Source organism: bacterium, assembly GCA_013360215.1.
Classification (GTDB): domain Bacteria; phylum CLD3; class CLD3; order SB21; family SB21; genus JABWCP01.
Genome location: JABWCP010000006.1, coordinates 19,745 through 37,621, shown reverse-complemented (window position 1 = coordinate 37,621; position 17,877 = coordinate 19,745). Strand labels below are relative to the sequence as shown.

Genomic DNA, 17,877 nt, shown 5'->3' with positions numbered 1-17,877 from the left:
CTAAGAGTTTAGGATCGCTTTTTTTATATTATCCCAAAGGTTGCTTGTGAAATCATTCACCGAACTGCTAAACGAAAAAATTATCGTATTTGACGGCGCCACCGGAACCAATCTGCAAACCCAGAATCTCACGGCCGATGATTTTGGCGGCGAAGCTTATAACGGATGCAATGAATATCTGCTCATTTCCAGACCTTCCGCTATGGAAAAAGTACACGTGGATTTTCTTGAGGCCGGTGCCGATGTCATCGAAACAGATACGTTTGGTTCCTCATCCATTGTTTTGGCCGAATACGATCTTCAGGATCGCGCTTACGAATTGAGCAAGTTGGGCGCCGCGTTAGCTAAAAAATGTGCGCTGGATTTTTCTACTCCCGACAAACCGCGTTTCGTGGCCGGTTCCGTAGGACCGACAACCAAACTACCCTCGCTCAGTCATATTGATTTTGAAACCATGCGCGCATCGTTTTATGAACAGTTGGCCGGCTTAATGGATGGCGGCGCCGATCTGTTTTGCATTGAAACCTGTCAGGATATCCTACAAACCAAGATCGCCCTGTGCGCTGCACAAGACCTGTTCCGTGAGCGAAAAAGAAAACTACCCGTCATTGTTTCCGTTACGGTAGAAACTACGGGCACGATGCTTATGGGAACCGAAATCAGCGCGGCCTTGACTACGCTAGAGCCGTATGACATCGTCGATGTCGTGGGTATGAATTGTGCAACCGGGCCTCAGGAAATGTCCGACAATATTCGTTTTCTGTGTCATAATTCACCCAAACATGTTTTTTGTATGCCCAATGCCGGCATACCGGAAAACATCGGCGGTAAAGCGCATTATCACCTATCGCCGGATGATTTAGTCAAATGGTTGATGCATTTTTCTAAAGATTTCGGTGTCAACGTCGTGGGTGGTTGTTGCGGTACTACACCGGCGCATATCAAACCTCTCGCCGAAGCGGCTGCACGCCTCAATCCATTAAAGCGTACATGGAATTATACGCCGTCCGTTGCTTCCATTTATATGAGTTCGCCGATGCATGTCGAACCCGCGCCTTTACTCATCGGAGAGCGCACAAATGCCAATGGCTCCAAAAAATTCCGTGAGCTCCTGATCGCCGAAAATTACGATGAAATGGTTTCCATGGGAAAAGAACAGACCCGCGAAGGCGCTCACGTGCTTGATGTGTGCGTGGCGTATGTGGGTCGCAACGAAGTGCGTGATATGGAGGAAACCATTCGGCGCTTCAATACCCAGATTTCAATTCCCATTATGATTGACTCGACCGAAGTCCCTGTGATTGAGCGTGCCTTGCAAATGCTCGGAGGTCGGGCCATCGTCAACTCGATCAATCTCGAAGACGGCGAAGAACGTACGGACAAGGTTTTGAGTCTGTGCAAACGCTACGGAGCGGCCGTCGTCGCGTTGACAATAGACGAAGACGGTATGGCCAAAACGCGTGAACGTAAGTTAGCCATTGCCCGACGCATTCGAACCATAGCCGTCGAAAAATACGGCATGCGGGATGAAGATCTTATTTTCGACACACTGACTTTTACGCTGGGCTCCGGTGATGAAGAATTTCGTAAAGCCGGAATTGAAACGATCGAGGCGATCCGTTTGATCAAACAAACCTACCCCGGCTGTAAAACCTTACTCGGCGTGAGCAATATTTCTTTCGGTCTTTCGCCGCAGGCGCGCCATGTGATCAATTCCGTATTCCTTCACTACGCTATCGAAGCAGGCCTGGATATGGCTATCGTCAATGCGCAAAAAATCATGCCCTTGTACAAGATTGATCCGCATGAACGTGAACTTGCACGCCAACTCATATTTGATGAACGCAAATGGGAGCCCGCCGCATGATCGTCCCTATTTTTCGCGTATTGTCTATTCTTTGCGGATTATTCTTTTTGATGACCGGATGGATATGGCAATATCTGATGGCTTTATTTGTTTTGCCGGTCGGTATGGCAGGAATGATTTTATGGTTTTCGGCTAACCGGATTGCGAAGAAATTACCGAATGAAAACGAATCCTCCGCACGTTGGTTGAACCAAGCCGCGTGGTGGATCAATATAACGGCTTTTCTATCGTCCGGTGTGGCTTTGCTGTATAATCTGGTTGCCGTTCGTTAATTCGTAACTTTTTCCCACAACCAGAATTTGTCGATTTCCCCCAGCAGACTGGTGCGCGAATTTTTTATTTTTTGATTATACCCTACTAATTCATCACGCCAATATAAAAAAGTCGCCGGCTGATCCTCGTGCAGGATCGCCTGCAAAGCACGCCACATCGGCGCTGCCTCTTCGGGATTGTTTACGCGCTTGCCGGCCTCAATCAAAGCATCTACGTTGGGATTTTGATATGAAATATCGTTATACGGATTTTTTTTCAAATCCGAACTCCACTCGCTTGTCGGATCAATCATAAGCGGCACGCCGATGCCGGAGATAAAAGCGTCGTATTTTTTATTCAACTCGTCATCATAAAACACATTTGTTTCGGCTGTTCGTACATCGCAGCGGATGCCAATTTTTTTTAGATCACGCTGTACAATAAGCGCCGCAAATTGGCGCCGGTCGTTACCCGCATCGTAGTATAGTTCAAATGAAAAAGCTCTGCCGTTTTTTTCTACGATGCCGTCGCCGTCACGATCAATCCAACCTTCCTGGGCTAAAAGACGCTTCGATTCTTCGGGTTCATAAGGCAGCGGACTCAACGTATCATTGGCAGCCCAACGAAAGACCGGTGAAATCGGTGTGATCGCCACACGCCCAAATTCCCCCATAAACCCATCTACGATTTCCTGACGGTGAATCGCCATCGTCAATGCCCGGCGTACGTATTTTGAACCAAACAACGGATGCGGTTGAATAGTTTTACCGGACGATGCATGATATATATGCTGATCTATATTTTGCCATCCGACATAATCATAATATCGCGAACGCATCGCCTCAATACGCAGTTCCGGATTGGTTTTGCGTAAATCCGCCACGTCTTGCGGCATAATCGGATACATCACATCCACATCACCCGTTTTAAGAGCAGTCAACCGCGTAGTATATTCGGGAATAATACGAAACACGATTTGGCGGGAAGCGGCCTGATACGGACTACGCGTGTTGCGTTCCAGCACGATATAGTCTTGTTTTTTCCAGATGGTTATGTCGTAATAACTTCCGGATAACGGCATGGTGTTGATAGTGTGCCGCCGCAACTCGGAGGGTTTAACATCTTTTAAAATGTGAAAGGGCAAAAATCCGGGTTGAAGATTGGTATCAAAAATCTGTAGCGGATAGGCACGAGTAAAATGAAATTCGATCGTACTATCATTGAGCGCGATGACCGATCGGTCCACGGATCCCAGGGCATCCGTCAGATACTGTATATGTTCTTTTTTTGTGCTGGCTACATCCGGATGGGCGATCATTTGAAACGTAAAGCGAATGTCATGCGCCGTCACACGTTCGCCGTCCTCCCAAAAAAAATCGGATCGTAAGTGGTAAGTCAAAACACGGCGATCGTCGGAGAAAGAATACGATTTAGCGAGAAACGGTTTGTACACGACACGACCTTGCAGTGAATCCCATTCCGACTCCAACAAACGCGGCAAAATACCGGTACAAACAATTCTGGAAAAAGCCGAAGCGTGTGTGACGGGATTGACAGCATCCGGCTCGGCGCGCACAGCGACAGTTATACGCTCCTCTTGCTGCGCTGGAACACAACTCAAGAGAAAGCCCGATATGAAACAAACCGCTATGGTTTTAATCATCATACGCCGGCAATATGAAGCATATCTTCAATGCGTGTAAATTTGATGCGCGGTCTTCCGGAAGCAATTCCTTTTTCTGTTTCGGCTTTATCGATTTTTAACCAATCGGCAAATGTTACAAAACGAATTTCCTTCGATTGAAGCCATTCTGCGGTAGATACAGTTTGATCAATGGGATGAATATGACCGGACTTCACATCCTCCAAAAGCATATTCACCGATTCCAGCGCGTCCGGTTTATTAGTACCGATTACTCCGGATGGGCCGCGTTTGATCCATCCCGCCGTGTATTCACCCACAATGACGGTACCATTTAATTCGGTTACCCGGCCATGTGCATTCGGTATGATACCTTTCTTTTCGTCAAAAGGAACATCTTTGAGCGCAACGCCTTTATAACCGATCGAACGAAATACCAAACCGACAGGAATCGTTTCTTGAACTTCCGTTCCCTTGGCTTTGATGTTGCCATCGGCATCTTGCACTAAGATATTTTTTTGTAAAACGATGTCCGCTACACCATCCCGCCCTTTAAGTTCGACAGGTGACCATAAAAATCGAAGCACCATTTTTTTTCTTTTACCGTCGGTCGTTTTATCCAGATAATCCTTCATAATTTCAAGATTTTTGGAAACACCGGAATCCGGATGCGCCTCCAAGTTTTTTTTGGATACTTCGTCCAGAGCACTCTCCGTACCCGGAATAGTGATCGCACATTCTTCCAATTCCCCCAGCTCTTTGATCTCCGCATTTGTAAATGCAGCTTGCGCCGGGCCGCGGCGACCGATCATGTATATTTCTTTTACATTGCTTTTTTGCAAGGCGGTTAGTGCATGATCCGCGATATCGGTTTTGTTCAGCTCTTCAATACTGCTGGCTAAAATACGCGCCACATCCACCGCAACATTTCCGTTTCCGATAATAGCAACGCGCTCTTGGGAAAGATCAAATGACAGATCGCGATAATCCGGATGGCCATTATACCAGGCTACAAAGTCCGTAGCCGGATGACTGCCGTTCAAGTCTTCCCCGGGAATGCCCATGCGGCGATCACTTTGTGCACCTACGGCATAAATCAAAGCATGATAACGCGCCTTCAATTCCTGACGTGTTATATCGCGTCCCAGCTCCACATTTCCATAAAAAGAAAACATCGGATGCGCCGCCGTTTTCTCATACACTTTGGTGACCGATTTGATTTTTTGATGGTCCGGTGCCACACCACCGCGAACAAGCCCATAAGGCGTGGGAAGCCGGTCGTACATGTCAATTTTTACGATTACATCTTTTTGTTTTAAAAGATGATCCGCCGCATAAAAACCGGATGGACCGGAACCGATAACCGCCACACGAAGCGGATTTTCTGCAGTACCTAATATGGACATAAAATACCTCGTAAGTTGATAAAAACAGCGGCGCAATATAAAAATAAAAAAGACACAGAATGTATGAGATTCGTCATACCGCTATTCTGTGTCTTGCATAAAAGAACAAAGGTTATTCAAATCAGATTCGCTCTACGATCAATGCACTGGCTTCGCCGCCGCCGATGCATATCGCCGCCATACCGCGCTTCTTGTTGTGACGCTGCATCGCGTGGATTAGCGTGGTCAAGATACGCGCACCGCTGGCGCCAATGGGGTGGCCAAGCGCAATGGCACCGCCATGGACATTGAGTTTTTCCGAAGGAATATTTAGTTGATTCGCAGCAGCCATACTTACTACGGCAAACGCTTCATTGATCTCAAAGAGGTCAATATCTTCGATTTTCTGATTGGCTTTTTGCAAAACCTTACCGATGGCATCGATCGGCGCGGTCGTAAACCATTCGGGTTTACGGGCCGATGAAGCTTGCGCCACGATACGTACCAACGGCTTGAGTCCGAGTTTATCCGCTTTTTCGCGGGACATCACGACCAATGCCGCAGCACCGTCATTGATCTTGGAGGCATTGGCTGCCGTGATCGTGCCGTCTTTTTGAAATGCAGGTTTGAGTGTCAGCATTTTTTCAAAATTTGCTTTTCCGGGTTCTTCGTCATCGGCAATCACAACGTCGCCTTTTTTGGAGGTCACGGTGACGCCTACGATTTCATCTTTAAATACACCTTCTTTGATGGATTTCTGCGCGCGTTCATAACTTGTTTTAGCAAAGGCATCCTGTGCGTCCCGCGGAATATTGCATTCTTTTGCACATAACTCGGCCGCACTACCCATATGAAAATTATTATACACGTCCCATAAACCGTCTTTGATCATGGCGTCCACGAGCTGGCCATGGCCCATACGATAGCCTGTGCGGGCTTTTTCCAATATGTACGGAATGTTACTCATGCTTTCCATTCCACCGGCCACCACGACATCCGCATCGCCGCATTGTATAGCTTGTGTGGCAAGCATCACGGCCTTAAGACCCGAACCGCACACTTTGTTGATCGTCATACACGTTACGCTTTCAGGCAGACCGGCAAACAGCGCGGCTTGACGCGCCGGAGCCTGTCCTTCACCGGCGGTGAGTACATTGCCCATGATGACTTCATCCACGTCGGTCGGTTTGATACCCGCACGCTTAACCGCCTCGGCTACGGCTATCGCGCCTAATTTGGTAGCGACGATTTCACTCAGCGCCCCTTGAAATGAACCGATCGGGGTACGCACCGCGCTGACTATGACTACTTCTTTCATATATACACTCCTGATTGCTTTATATAAGATATTGATTTAACAAACTAATACGCTTTTTCAAGCGATCGATGTTCTCTATTCGTTACTCGATTTGATGGATAAATTTTTTCGATGTATCGCGCCGGTCTGTTCATCATCATAAGCATCATACGCATTTATTATATCACGTACAAGTTTGTGACGCACGACATCATTTTTGTCAAAATAAACGAACGAAATACCTTCGATACCTGTTAGAATTTCTTTCACTTCGCGCAATCCCGACATCATACCGCGCGGAAGATCGCTCTGTGAGATGTCGCCGGTCACAATGGCACGGGCATTCGCGCCAAGTCGTGTGAGAAACATTTTCATTTGTGTCGGCGTGGTATTCTGCGCTTCATCTAAAATCACAAAGGCATTGCTGAGTGTGCGTCCCCGCATATAGGCCAGCGGTACGATTTCGATGACATGATGCGCCATATAATCTTGAAGTTTGTTCGAAGGTATCATGTCGTGCAACGCGTCGTACAGTGGCCGTAAATACGGATCTATTTTTTCATGCATATCACCGGGCAAAAATCCGAGGCTTTCCCCCGTTTCAACGGCCGGACGCGATAGCACAATACGGTCCACTTCTTTATTCTTTAATGCCGCTACCGCAATCGCCACAGCAAGATAGGTTTTGCCCGTACCGGCGGGCCCGATTGCAAAAATAATGTCGTTTTGCCGCGCTTCACGGATATACGATTTTTGTATATCCGACTTGGCCTCGATAAAACCTTTATGAGTAAACAATACGACGGCATTTAGATTTTTATGCGTGATAACACCCTCCGATTCGCTCGAATGCTCATCCCGGCCGGTTTTTACGAGACGTATCACCGTTTCCACATCCACCGAATCGAGGCGCGATTTTTTATTGGCCAAAAAGATCAATTCCGTAAAAATCTCTTCCAACTGGTGAACTTCGCTCGCATCGCCGCGGAGTGTTATATTTTCACCGCGCACTACGATACGTGCAGTATAAGCACGCTCAAGTATTTTCAGGTTGATATCATTGGGCCCCAAAAGAACCAGCGGACTGATTCCTTTGATTTTGATACTACGTTCTTCGGTATGAGGCAAAATAACTCCTTAACAAAGAAAAAGCTCCCGAATGCATTCATCCGGGAGCTTTTTGTTTACAGTTTTGACACGCGTGTCATTCGCCAGACATTAGTTCTTAGGAATGATCAGGATCGTGTGCGGATAGATCACTTTGGTATCAGCGCCTTTATTGATGTTATCAATAACGTTTTTATTCGCGTTATAGATCTTCCACCAGTCGGACGGATTACCGAGACGTGATTGAGCGATCGACTTCAGATTATCACCGCGTTGTACCCAGTATTCATTGGCTTCTTCGGAACGCGGAATGATAAACGTCTGATTGGCATAGATCAAATCCGGGTTTTTGATCTGTTCGCGGTTAGCAGAGTAAATTTTTACCCATTGGAACGGATCGGAATACACTTCCTTTTTACCGGAGATGCGCCACAAATAATCACCCATGACAACGCTATAGCTATCATGACGCGGTTTGGGCGGCGTATAGTTTTTTCCACGGCTGATCACCTGGTCCACACGGCTATTGAGATCATTGACTTTGTTATATGTTTCCGTCAATGCATAGCGCTTGTCTTTTTTAAGCGCCATGGTCTCGGCCTTGAGTGCTTCGAGTTCTTTTTGTTTTTCAGGTTTGCTCAACGCTTCGTCGCTCAGCTTTGATTGGTCAGCAACTTTGGCTTCAAGATCAGCGATCTGTTTTTTGTACGCTTCAACACCGGCTTTATCCGTACCAAGGGCAGCATAAATTTCCTGCCAAACTTGCTCGGTCTCTTGGTCTACTTTGGTGCCTTCTTCTTTGACACCGTTGATAGCTTTATTCAAGCTGTCAATCGTGCGCTGTTGAGCGGCTTGCTGTTGTTGTTGCGCAGCAACTTGAGCAGCCCAATCGGCTTTTTCCATCTTGACTTCATCTTGCGCTTGTACGGTTGCGCCTGTGATCAGGATCGAAAGGCCGAGCGCCAATAAGGATTTGATTTTCATTTTGGTAAGGTCTCCTCGGTCTTCGTTACTTATTATTCTTTTCAATTTCTTCCAGGCGCTTCAATACTTCAGATTTTTCTTTTTTGGCCTGTTCTAATTTTTGTTTTTTGGTTTGCACTTCCTGTTCGACGCGTTTCTTTTCATTCGTCAGCTCGACAACTTTGTTTTCCATGGACTTGGTCTTGGCTTTGTTGTCATCTAACTGCTGTAATTCTTCGCGCGTCGCGTAGCTTTTGCAGCTCGCCATAGTCAGCAGCGCAAAAAGACCGGCCACCAACAACGCCTTCGATTTCAACATAGTGAGTTCTCCTTCGTATAGGATTTATAAGTACTAAAATAATATAGATTTTAAGGCTCTATGGGTATAGTACGTATTTCAACGGATTTTGTCAAATAAAATAAGAATTTTTGTTTATTCATACTTTAGGTCAATGATATTATTGCTACCGCAGGCCGAACATGAAAATTTAGGGTATTTTTCGCCATATCGTATGATGTCATCATGCTTTTTGTTACAAGTTCTGCACCAATAGCGTATGGCAATTTTTTTTTGCCATACGATCATCAGTGTCTTTATCACAAGTATTTTAAACGGAGTTTTTACGTGTTGAGCCATACATATCCCCTCTTTTTTAAATAAGCGACGTTTTAGCGAATCGCATTTTCGAAACCTATCAACCAACGGAAAGCCCATGATTTGCCGGACTGCCCGGCCAGCGAAGGATCGCTGACCCATAGAGGAAATTCGGCTTTAATCGCATAATTACCCATCCACGAAGGAATAAACGCGGGCAGATACCGAAATCCACAACCTGCATCAAAAACCAGTGAGGGTATAGAATGCCTCCGCTTTCCGCTTTTACCGGATACACCGCCGGCGTCAAAAAACAGCATCGGTTCAAATTGAGTAATAAATAAAATTTCTTTTTTAATTAATGGTTTTAGAGGGTTAGTCAGTTTCAAATCCAGATTAATCGCAATAATATGCATACCCAACGCATTACTATCCGCATATCCGGCCATACTGCCTTGACCGTCGTAATAGATATGCCTTTGACCGGATGCATCACGCCAGCCTTTTTCAGGCAGCGTACCTCCCGATCGGTACCAAGGATTAACAAACATTTGGCGTGGCGAAGCGCCGGCCAGATAAAACTGATCTTGCAAAGGCACGTTTCCGTCAGCTAATCCTGCAAAGATTCGACTTTCCAGCGTAGCCACATTTCGTTTTAGTACCCAAGGCTTGTAATATGTCAAATCGGCTTTGGTAAATGTATAATCCGAGGCGAAAGTCGAAGTTTCGACGGTCATTTTCAGACGAGGACTGTCAAAGATTTGTGGCTGCCATTGTAAAGACGCCGTCAAAACATGGACGTCCCCTTTTTCCCAAAATACTCCCGGATTCAGATACGTCGAATTAAAACGACGCGACGTACGAAGACCTAATGAAACGTCATAATACGGAGGACGTTCGTAAGCACCGCCGAACCACTTCTTACGAAACGATAATTCATTCTGAAACACGCCGTCAAGTTTGTATGAAGCCATGTCAACAAAAACTTGCCTGCCTATGCTATACATCGGCGTACTATATGTTATTTCATAATCAATAGTCCTGCTTCGGGTGCCTGCGTATACCCCTGCTTTTATTTGGTGTTCATCGGTGGCCCATTTGCCTCTCATTTTCCAACCGATGCGGGCGGCATCCGTCTGATTGTACCACAAAGACGGCCGATGTTCGATCACGTACGTATCTGCCGTCGGTAAAATACCCAGCGGACGCTGCCAGTGCCACTCTGTTTTCGGGAGGAAACCACTGCGATTGTTCATCCGAAAGATATCCGGCAGCCGTCCGGATGTATCAATTTCAGCGCGGTCCACCGGCAAATCAGTTATCATCGTCAACGTATACGTCGGATCGGATGCGGGCCATTCGGTCCATCGTTTCAACCCCGGCTTATTCGGGTCATCGTGGCGCGCCGGAATGCGCACGCCGGTCCAGCTTCCGTCGGTCAGTTTCAAATACAAATCCACAGGCATTGTGATTGCGCCGCGACGAACTAATTTGACTTTTACCTGATTTTGACCGGCAGCGTTTTTTGAATTAGTGATGTGCGCTATGCCGTAGTCGCAATATTCTATTGTATTGAGCCATTGATCAAATAACGAATCTAATTTCTCACCGGTTTTATACTCGAGAAAACGCTTAAAATCGTCAGTCAGCGTATGATGCTTTTGGTATACTTCAAAAAAATCACGCATGAGACTGTCAAGGCGTTCACGCCCGTAGCGATATTCGAGCGCATTCATAAAAATCTGACCTTTGTAATACGTTGCCATAGAGTACGACGGATCGCTTTTGAAGTAGTCCGAATGCGTCAACACGGGCTCCTCGTAACCCTGCTTTACCCAATGCGCCCAACCGGTAAATGTAGCGATGCGCGCATCCTCGCGAGGAAACCATTTTTTTTGAAATTCGGTTTCGTATTCCCTATTGGCATACCGGCCAAATAAATGCTCCATAAGACGCGTCGTATAATAAGACGTGATGCCCTCATCAAACCAGGCCTCATGTGTCTCATCGTTAGCCAGCAAACCATAAAACCAATTGTGAATCAATTCGTGTGCCGTGACACTGGCAAGGCTAAAATTTCCTCGGCGTCCGGTAATAAAAACAATATTTGGATATTCCATCCCCCCGTCGCCGGCCTGCGCAACGGTCAGCTCCGGATACGGGTAACGTCCAACATGCGCTTCCATGTAATCAATAATCTTCGTTACCCATTCCTTCATAGGAGCCCATCGTTGTTCGACATCAGGCAGACACAATAAATTGACACGCACGCCCCGATGATCAAACATTTCCACTTTATAGTCGGGATCGGCAGCAAAAGCAAAGTCATGTATATCCTCTGCATGGTAGCGCCATGTGCGGTTTGGCACTGTCACCGACTGTTGTCGCGTAATTTCAGCGAGGTTGCGTTGCAAGGACTCGACCCCCTCCGGTATGGAATCCTGGTTGCCGTTTGACGGTAAAACGCGATCCATTGAAGTGCTTTCGGGTTCGCTCATCATCATAGCATAGATGTTATCGGCATTGGTCAGATGGCCGCTGGCGCCGACGATGTAGTGTGCGGGCAAGGTGATGCTGACGTCCCACGTGGCAAATTCACCAAAAAATTCACGAGCAAGATAATAATTCTTATGCCATCCGCGATGATCATAAACGCACAACTTGGGGTACCACTGAGCTATGGAAAAGCTCACGCCTTCCCGGTTGAAACGACCCATGCGCCGAATTTGTGCGGGAATTTTCACCTCAAAATCCAGCGTCAGCGTACAAACACCGCCCGGTGGAATAGCCTCCGCTAAAGTTATTTCCAGTAACGTATCGTCTTCACGTTGTGATAAGAGGCGACCAAGTTCGTCCCGAATATTTTGTACTTTGCTATAACCCAGATAGGCCTCCGGTACATACGAGATCAGACTGCCGCCGTAATATTTATCCCGCTCCTCGTGGTAACGATGCATACGGCTGTTTTTGCGGAATGCATTAACATAGAGATTCATATGCAAAGCGTGCAGTGTATCGGGCGAATTATTGGTATAGATAATTTTTTGTCGGCCGGTAAGCATGCCGGTCGCCGGGACGAGATCAACATCCATTACATAATGTATTTTTTGTTGCCATCGCGGAAGATAGGACTGGCCTATACTCCGCGCGGTTTGTGAGGCGAAAAAAAATACTACCCCTAAAATAAAAAAGCCTCGCGAACGGATCGGGAGACTTTTCAAATACAAAATATGCATAAAAATATTTACCGGCGAACGGACTTCATTTTTTTTCTAATTTCAAACCAACCCATATTGGTAAAACCGAAATCGGAGGTCATAAGTACTTTTTTCAACTGCCAAGCGCTCAAGGTCGGATATTGACGCACCGCACGTGCAAGATATTCATCCGGGGTTTCGTCGCCTTGGGTTGTGGCCGGTGTATTATCTTCTTCGTCTTCCGCCTCGTCGGCCGGTTTCGAAGCCTGTTTAGTAACAGGCGCCGCGGTTACGGGTTTGGCAACCGATGCCGCTTGCATAGTTTGAGTGCTGTCTTTCGGTTTAGCCGACATGGATCCGCCGGACTCTTTGACAAAGGCATCCACGGCTTCGTCCAGCGTATCGTACGCTTTGAGAATATAATGAAACTCGAGTAATTCAAAAACTTCATACACTTCGGGGATCATGCGAACTAGCTTAAGATCGCCGCTATTTTCTTTGATACCCTTGATTTCAGAAATAAAAATACCCCAGCCTGCGGAACTGATATAATCCACATCGCCAAGATCTACCACAATACGGTGTTGGTTCTTTTTGAGCAAAGAGCCTAGCGTACGTTCCAGTTCGGATGACGTCGTCGTATCAATGTACCCTCCGACCTTTATAACAGCGACGCTATCGCCAGGACCGGCGAACTTGACCGTAGTTTGAATACCCTCCATGTGCGGAAATCCTCTTTAGAATCTGACGGTTTGGTTTTTTTGCAATTGATTTCAACTTAATCCAATTTGCTTCCATGCGCAAGTTTTTTGTTTATGTAATTTTACTTAGTTTTCCATTTGTCTTTTTTACAAAAAATTCATAAATTACAACAATTAAACTGCACCGATTGAATAATAATATTGTGACTGACATTGCGATTTCGGTTTTGAGATATATCACGGCATACTCCATGTTTCTCAGAACGCATTATGTCTGAACTACGTAAAGATCCGATCGTCAATCGTTGGGTCATCATCTCTGAGGAACGCGGGAAGCGTCCGTCAGATTTTGCAGAGACGCCGTCGCAATTAACCACAAGTTGCCCTTTTTGTGCCGGTAACGAACATTTAACGCCAAGCGAAATTATGGCTTTTCGTCACGAAGGAACTATGAAAGATCAACCCGGTTGGTCTCTGCGTGTAGTGCCTAATAAATTTCCTGCGCTGATGGTAGAAGGTCAGGAGAGCCACCGGCATAATGGTTTTTACGAATTTATGGACGGTTTAGGTGCCCATGAAGTGATCATCGAATCGCCTCAGCACCAGTGTACGCTGGAAGAAATGAGCGCACCGGATTTTACCAATGTTATCCGCGCTTATCGTGACCGTATCCGCGACCTGCGCAATGATACGCGTTTGAAATATGCGCTCATCTTTAAAAATCAAGGTGCGCCCGCCGGAGCTACGGTGGAGCATACGCATTCGCAGCTTATCGCAACACCGGTCGTACCCAAAACTGTCGAGGAAGAATTGCGCGGCTCGCAAGACTTTCATCAAACTCATAACCAGTGCGTATTTTGCGGTATTTTAAATGATGATCGCAAAGATAATCGACGCATTGTATTAGACCGCGACGGTTTCATCACTTTGGAACCTTTTGCGGCACGTTTTCCGTTTGAAACATGGATTTTACCGGCAACTCATGAAGTGCGTTTTGAAGATATGAATGACGAAAAGATTAACGCTTTGGCTTCGGTTTTTCAGGAAACACTGATGCGCCTTCGGAAAGCGTTGAACCATCCGCCTTATAATTTTGTATTGCATACGGCGCCTCTCAATACCTATGTCCCCGATCACGCGTACCATTGGCATATCGAGATTATTCCTAAGTTGACGCGTGTGGCCGGATTTGAATGGGGCTCCGGTTTTTTTATTAACCCTACGGCGCCGGAAAATGCGGCGACGTATTTACGACAAGTTCGACTTTAATGGAGTTTGTTTAGGATATGAAAAAATCCAAAATTTTTTTTGTAGCACCGGCGGTTTACCCTTTTGCCCGTGACGGACGCGTAGCCGAATTTGCGGCCGGGTTGCCTGCACAATTGCAATCTATGGGACATGAAGTGCGCGTACTTATGCCCAAATACAGTCTGATCAATGAGCGAAAACACATCATCCGCGATATTATTCGGATGAAAGACATTCCCGTAAAAATGTATAACGGCGATCTGCCGGTGTCCGTCAAATCGGGCTTCATTCCGGAAACCAAAACGCAGATATATTTTGCCGAACAAGAAAAATACTACAAACGCTCCGATCTCTACCGTGATAAACGCACGGGCGAATATTATAAAGACAACGATGAACGTTTTATTTTGTTGGCCCGCACGGCTATCGAAACCTTAAAAACTCTGGGATGGCAGCCGGATATCGTACACTGTATAGATTGGCAGTCCGGCCTTTTGCCCGCCATGATCCGCGAAGAGCAGAAGCAAAATAATTTTTTCAAAAAAACGATCATTACATTTTCCGTTATTAACACGGAAGAACCCGCTTTGTTTGACAAATCCGTTTTTGACAAGGCCTTCGGCCAGGCGCACATCATCGAAAAAGAAAAATGCTTTCACAAAAGCAAATTCAGTTTTCTCAAAACAGCTATCATGCATTCCGATGCCGTCACGATACCGATGACGCATAAACATCTGAAGACCATCACCAAACCGGCCAACGATGTGGAGGCTATTTTGGCATCGGCCAAAATGGTGCAGGAGTCTTATTTTGGCGGAGAGCACAATTATTGGAGTCCGGTCAATAATAATACCTTATATAAATCCTATTCAGCGGAAAAACTTGAGCGAAAAGTCACCAACCGCGAAGGTTTTTTAGATGATAAACGTACAGGATTTGATCCGGCACACCCGATTTTTGGTATTCTGGTAGAGGATTTAGCTTCGCAGCATAAAGCGCTGTCTCAATTTCTCAAAGCTGTCAAAGATGTGAAGTTGCAACTGTTCATTTTGGCCAACGATTCGATTTCGTCCGTCTCATCTTTAAAACCGTTGATTACCAAAAATCCAAACCACACTTTTTTTACGATGCAGGATCCCGAAGAGCAGTTCCGGCACAATTTTTTTGCCGTAGCCGATATGTTGTATATACCTCCTTCGGATGACTTCGCCGAAATCTATTTTATGAACGGCATTCGTTACGGCGGCATACCCGTAATTCGCGAAGAATGTATCATCAGTGATCGTTTTACCCCGACCAAAGAAAAAAGCACATCCGGTAACGCGATTATTTACTCCGACGAAAAGGATATGGTCAAAAAAATAGCCGCCGCCGTTTCCTATTACGAAACGGACAAAAACGGCTGGGATCATCTTGTTCGTCATGCGATGAAATCCGATGCGAACTGGGCACTCAGCGCGAGTTCTATGATCAAGCTGTACGAAAAAGCGCTGGCTAAATTGAAGTAAGGGGCGGCGTTCTGATACGAATTATTTTTATATTCATTAGCGCCGGACTATTGACGGCTCAAACGCCCCGCTTTCAGTATCGGCTTGATATTCCCCGTCCGTCCTCCGATCAAGGTTACGTCACGCTCACGCTCACCGGAATCAAACTCAAATCGGCAACGTTTTGTATGCCGGCATGGTCACCCGGAAACTATCGTATCGTGGACTACGGGCGTTGGGTTGACAGTGTGCAAGCTTGGGACATAAAAGGAAAAGAAATATCTGTTTCACGCCTCAATAATAACGAATGGTTTGTCAAAAACGCACGCCAACTCGCACGCATCACCTACCGCATTCATGACATCCCCGAAGACAGTGTGCCTGTATTACCGACCACATTGAACTCTATGGATCGTTCGACATTTTTTTATAATGGTCCGAGCGTATTTGGCTACATCAAGGGTTATCAAACGGAAGCCTGTCAAGTCGAGTTTCAGCTTCCCTGTGGTTGGCGCGTATGGACGCCACTGTCACGCATTTCCGACTTCCGTTATGCGGCGCGTTCTTACGATGAACTGGTGGATGCGCCGGCGCTTTTGGGTACATGGCCTATCGAAGCTTTCCGTTTTACACTGGATAGCACGGATTATCATTTTGTCATCAATAGCGAAACGGACATAAAAACCGACACGCTTTTGAATCTTGCCAAAACCATTATACGTTACCAAAATCGCTTATTTGACGATCGTCCGAGTGAAGCGTATTATTTTTTATATAATTTTTTTGCAGCGGGCAGCCGGTACGGTGCTTTGGAAAGCACGCGTGCGTCATCGTATTACTTACCGCCTTTCGCGAGTCAGCGCAATTTGCGTTCATCGTACCTGATTCGCGTACTGGCTCATGAATTTTTCCATCGTTGGAATCCGGAACGTTTTCATCCCAAAGAACTACATATCATCAACTATCAAGCACCGCTACGAATACAGAACCTTTGGTTTATCGAAGGCGTTACTGAATATTATGCGCAGCTTACGCTGATGCGTACAGGGCTTTTATCGAAAAAAGTTTTTTATAATACGTTTCGCGATATTGCCGCTGAAAATCCTTCGGCCAATCTAGAGACGCTCAGCCGGAACGCATCGGAGATCGGCGTTGCCCCGGCTATGTACACACAGGGTTCGCTGACGGCATGGCTTATGGATATTGAGATGCGCGATCGAACGGATAACGCGGTTTCGATGGATAGTCTGATGGTGCGCATGCATCGTGCCTTCGGAAAAAAAGACAAACCCTATGATGACAAAACGCTCATCATGACCATCAAACAGTTCACCGGTGTTGATTTTACTTCGTTTTATTCGCACTACATTGCCGGCGGGAAACCTTTGCCGGTGCGGGAGATTTTGGAAAAAGCGGGGTTGGCCTATGATATCATCTATACACCGGCCCACGGTTGGTTTTGGGATGTAAGTGCCGGTGGAAAATTAGTTGTCCAATCGGTGTCTGAAAATTCAACCGCTTTTGCATTGGGCTTGCAATCCGGAGATATTGTCACGTCTATTCAGGAACAAACGTTACCTACGACGATGGACGGTATTCGGACTCGCATCGAGGCGCTCGAATCGCTCAGCGTGGGCGAATCGGTACGCCTCATGGTTCAACGCAACGGAAAACCTATAGCACTCAAAGGAACCATCGTCGCTTCCCAAAAACCGACGGTGAGCATTAAAGAAATCGCCGCTCCGACGGAAAAACAATTACGCATTCGCCAAAGCATTTTATCATCACCATAAAAAATAAACAGGAAATCCAACATGCTGTGTACGATCAAAATAAAAGTTACGCCTAAAGCGGGAGTCCTGGATCCCCAGGGCAAAGTTGTCATGTCTTCGCTTGAAACTCTCGGTTTTAACGGAATAGATGACGTTCGGCTCGGCCGGTATATCGAAATAAAAATGGAAGCCTCTTCAAAAGAAGACGCGGCACGTCAGGCCGATACGATGTGTCAGAAACTTTTGGCCAATCTTGTCATCGAACAGTATCAGATCGAAGTGGCATAGCTGCTAAAAACTTGTTGCATTTAAGTTTTTTTTTTAGCATGATTGCCCCGCCTTGTTGTATCAGGGCATTGTTTTA

14 protein-coding genes are annotated in these 17,877 nt (G+C 46.3%); 6 read left to right on the top strand and 8 right to left on the bottom strand.

Annotated elements, in window-relative coordinates; genetic code table 11:
• The first annotated feature begins 40 nt into the window (after positions 1 to 40).
• Both HUU58_05720 and HUU58_05715 read left to right on the top strand, forming a co-directional pair.
• On the top strand, positions 41 to 1,867 hold the full coding sequence (locus HUU58_05720; GenBank protein NUN45162.1) for a homocysteine S-methyltransferase family protein: 1,827 nt from the start codon (positions 41 to 43) through the stop codon (positions 1,865 to 1,867).
• Complete coding sequence (locus HUU58_05715) at positions 1,864 to 2,139, top strand: hypothetical protein (GenBank protein NUN45161.1); 276 nt, start codon at positions 1,864 to 1,866, stop codon at positions 2,137 to 2,139. Before HUU58_05720 ends, HUU58_05715 begins: the two co-directional genes overlap by 4 nt.
• Here HUU58_05715 and HUU58_05710 read toward each other — a convergent pair.
• From HUU58_05710 to HUU58_05675, 8 genes are all read right to left on the bottom strand, one after another.
• Positions 2,136 to 3,785 (bottom strand): ABC transporter substrate-binding protein, encoded by a 1,650-nt coding sequence (locus tag HUU58_05710; GenBank protein ID NUN45160.1) that lies wholly within the window; start codon positions 3,783 to 3,785, stop codon positions 2,136 to 2,138. The genes HUU58_05715 and HUU58_05710 overlap by 4 nt on opposite strands.
• Positions 3,782 to 5,167, bottom strand: a complete 1,386-nt coding sequence (locus tag HUU58_05705; GenBank protein ID NUN45159.1) for an FAD-dependent oxidoreductase — start codon at positions 5,165 to 5,167, stop codon at positions 3,782 to 3,784. Before HUU58_05705 ends, HUU58_05710 begins: the two co-directional genes overlap by 4 nt.
• A gap of 121 nt (positions 5,168 to 5,288) precedes the next feature.
• On the bottom strand, positions 5,289 to 6,464 hold the full coding sequence (locus HUU58_05700; protein NUN45158.1) for an acetyl-CoA C-acetyltransferase: 1,176 nt from the start codon (positions 6,462 to 6,464) through the stop codon (positions 5,289 to 5,291).
• Between the two features lie 75 nt (positions 6,465 to 6,539).
• Positions 6,540 to 7,571, bottom strand: a complete 1,032-nt coding sequence (locus tag HUU58_05695; protein ID NUN45157.1) for a PhoH family protein — start codon at positions 7,569 to 7,571, stop codon at positions 6,540 to 6,542.
• A 90-nt stretch (positions 7,572 to 7,661) separates the two neighbouring features.
• Positions 7,662 to 8,534, bottom strand: coding sequence for a LysM peptidoglycan-binding domain-containing protein (locus tag HUU58_05690; GenBank protein NUN45156.1), 873 nt, complete (start codon positions 8,532 to 8,534; stop codon positions 7,662 to 7,664).
• Positions 8,535 to 8,559: 25 nt separating this feature from the next.
• Entirely contained in the window at positions 8,560 to 8,832 is a 273-nt protein-coding gene (locus tag HUU58_05685; GenBank protein ID NUN45155.1) for a hypothetical protein, read from the bottom strand.
• Positions 8,833 to 9,182: 350 nt separating this feature from the next.
• A complete protein-coding gene (locus HUU58_05680; protein ID NUN45154.1) occupies positions 9,183 to 12,170 on the bottom strand; it encodes a hypothetical protein in 2,988 nt (995 codons plus the stop codon).
• Between the two features lie 182 nt (positions 12,171 to 12,352).
• Positions 12,353 to 13,027 (bottom strand): STAS domain-containing protein, encoded by a 675-nt coding sequence (locus tag HUU58_05675; protein ID NUN45153.1) that lies wholly within the window; start codon positions 13,025 to 13,027, stop codon positions 12,353 to 12,355.
• A 249-nt stretch (positions 13,028 to 13,276) separates the two neighbouring features.
• Here HUU58_05675 and galT point away from each other — a divergent pair, with 249 nt between their 5' ends.
• Genes galT through purS form a run of 4 tightly spaced genes read left to right on the top strand, consistent with a single transcriptional unit; the run spans position 13,277 to position 17,801 of the window.
• Positions 13,277 to 14,275 (top strand): galactose-1-phosphate uridylyltransferase, encoded by a 999-nt coding sequence (gene galT / locus HUU58_05670; protein ID NUN45152.1) that lies wholly within the window; start codon positions 13,277 to 13,279, stop codon positions 14,273 to 14,275.
• 17 nt (positions 14,276 to 14,292) lie between these two features.
• Positions 14,293 to 15,762, top strand: a complete 1,470-nt coding sequence (locus tag HUU58_05665) for a glycogen/starch synthase (GenBank protein NUN45151.1) — start codon at positions 14,293 to 14,295, stop codon at positions 15,760 to 15,762.
• Between the two features lie 50 nt (positions 15,763 to 15,812).
• Complete coding sequence (locus HUU58_05660) at positions 15,813 to 17,534, top strand: M61 family metallopeptidase (GenBank protein ID NUN45150.1); 1,722 nt, start codon at positions 15,813 to 15,815, stop codon at positions 17,532 to 17,534.
• Between the two features lie 21 nt (positions 17,535 to 17,555).
• Positions 17,556 to 17,801 carry a phosphoribosylformylglycinamidine synthase subunit PurS gene (gene purS, locus HUU58_05655; GenBank protein ID NUN45149.1) on the top strand — a complete coding sequence of 82 codons (246 nt, stop codon included), beginning with the start codon at positions 17,556 to 17,558 and terminating at the stop codon, positions 17,799 to 17,801.
• Positions 17,802 to 17,877: the final 76 nt, after the last annotated feature.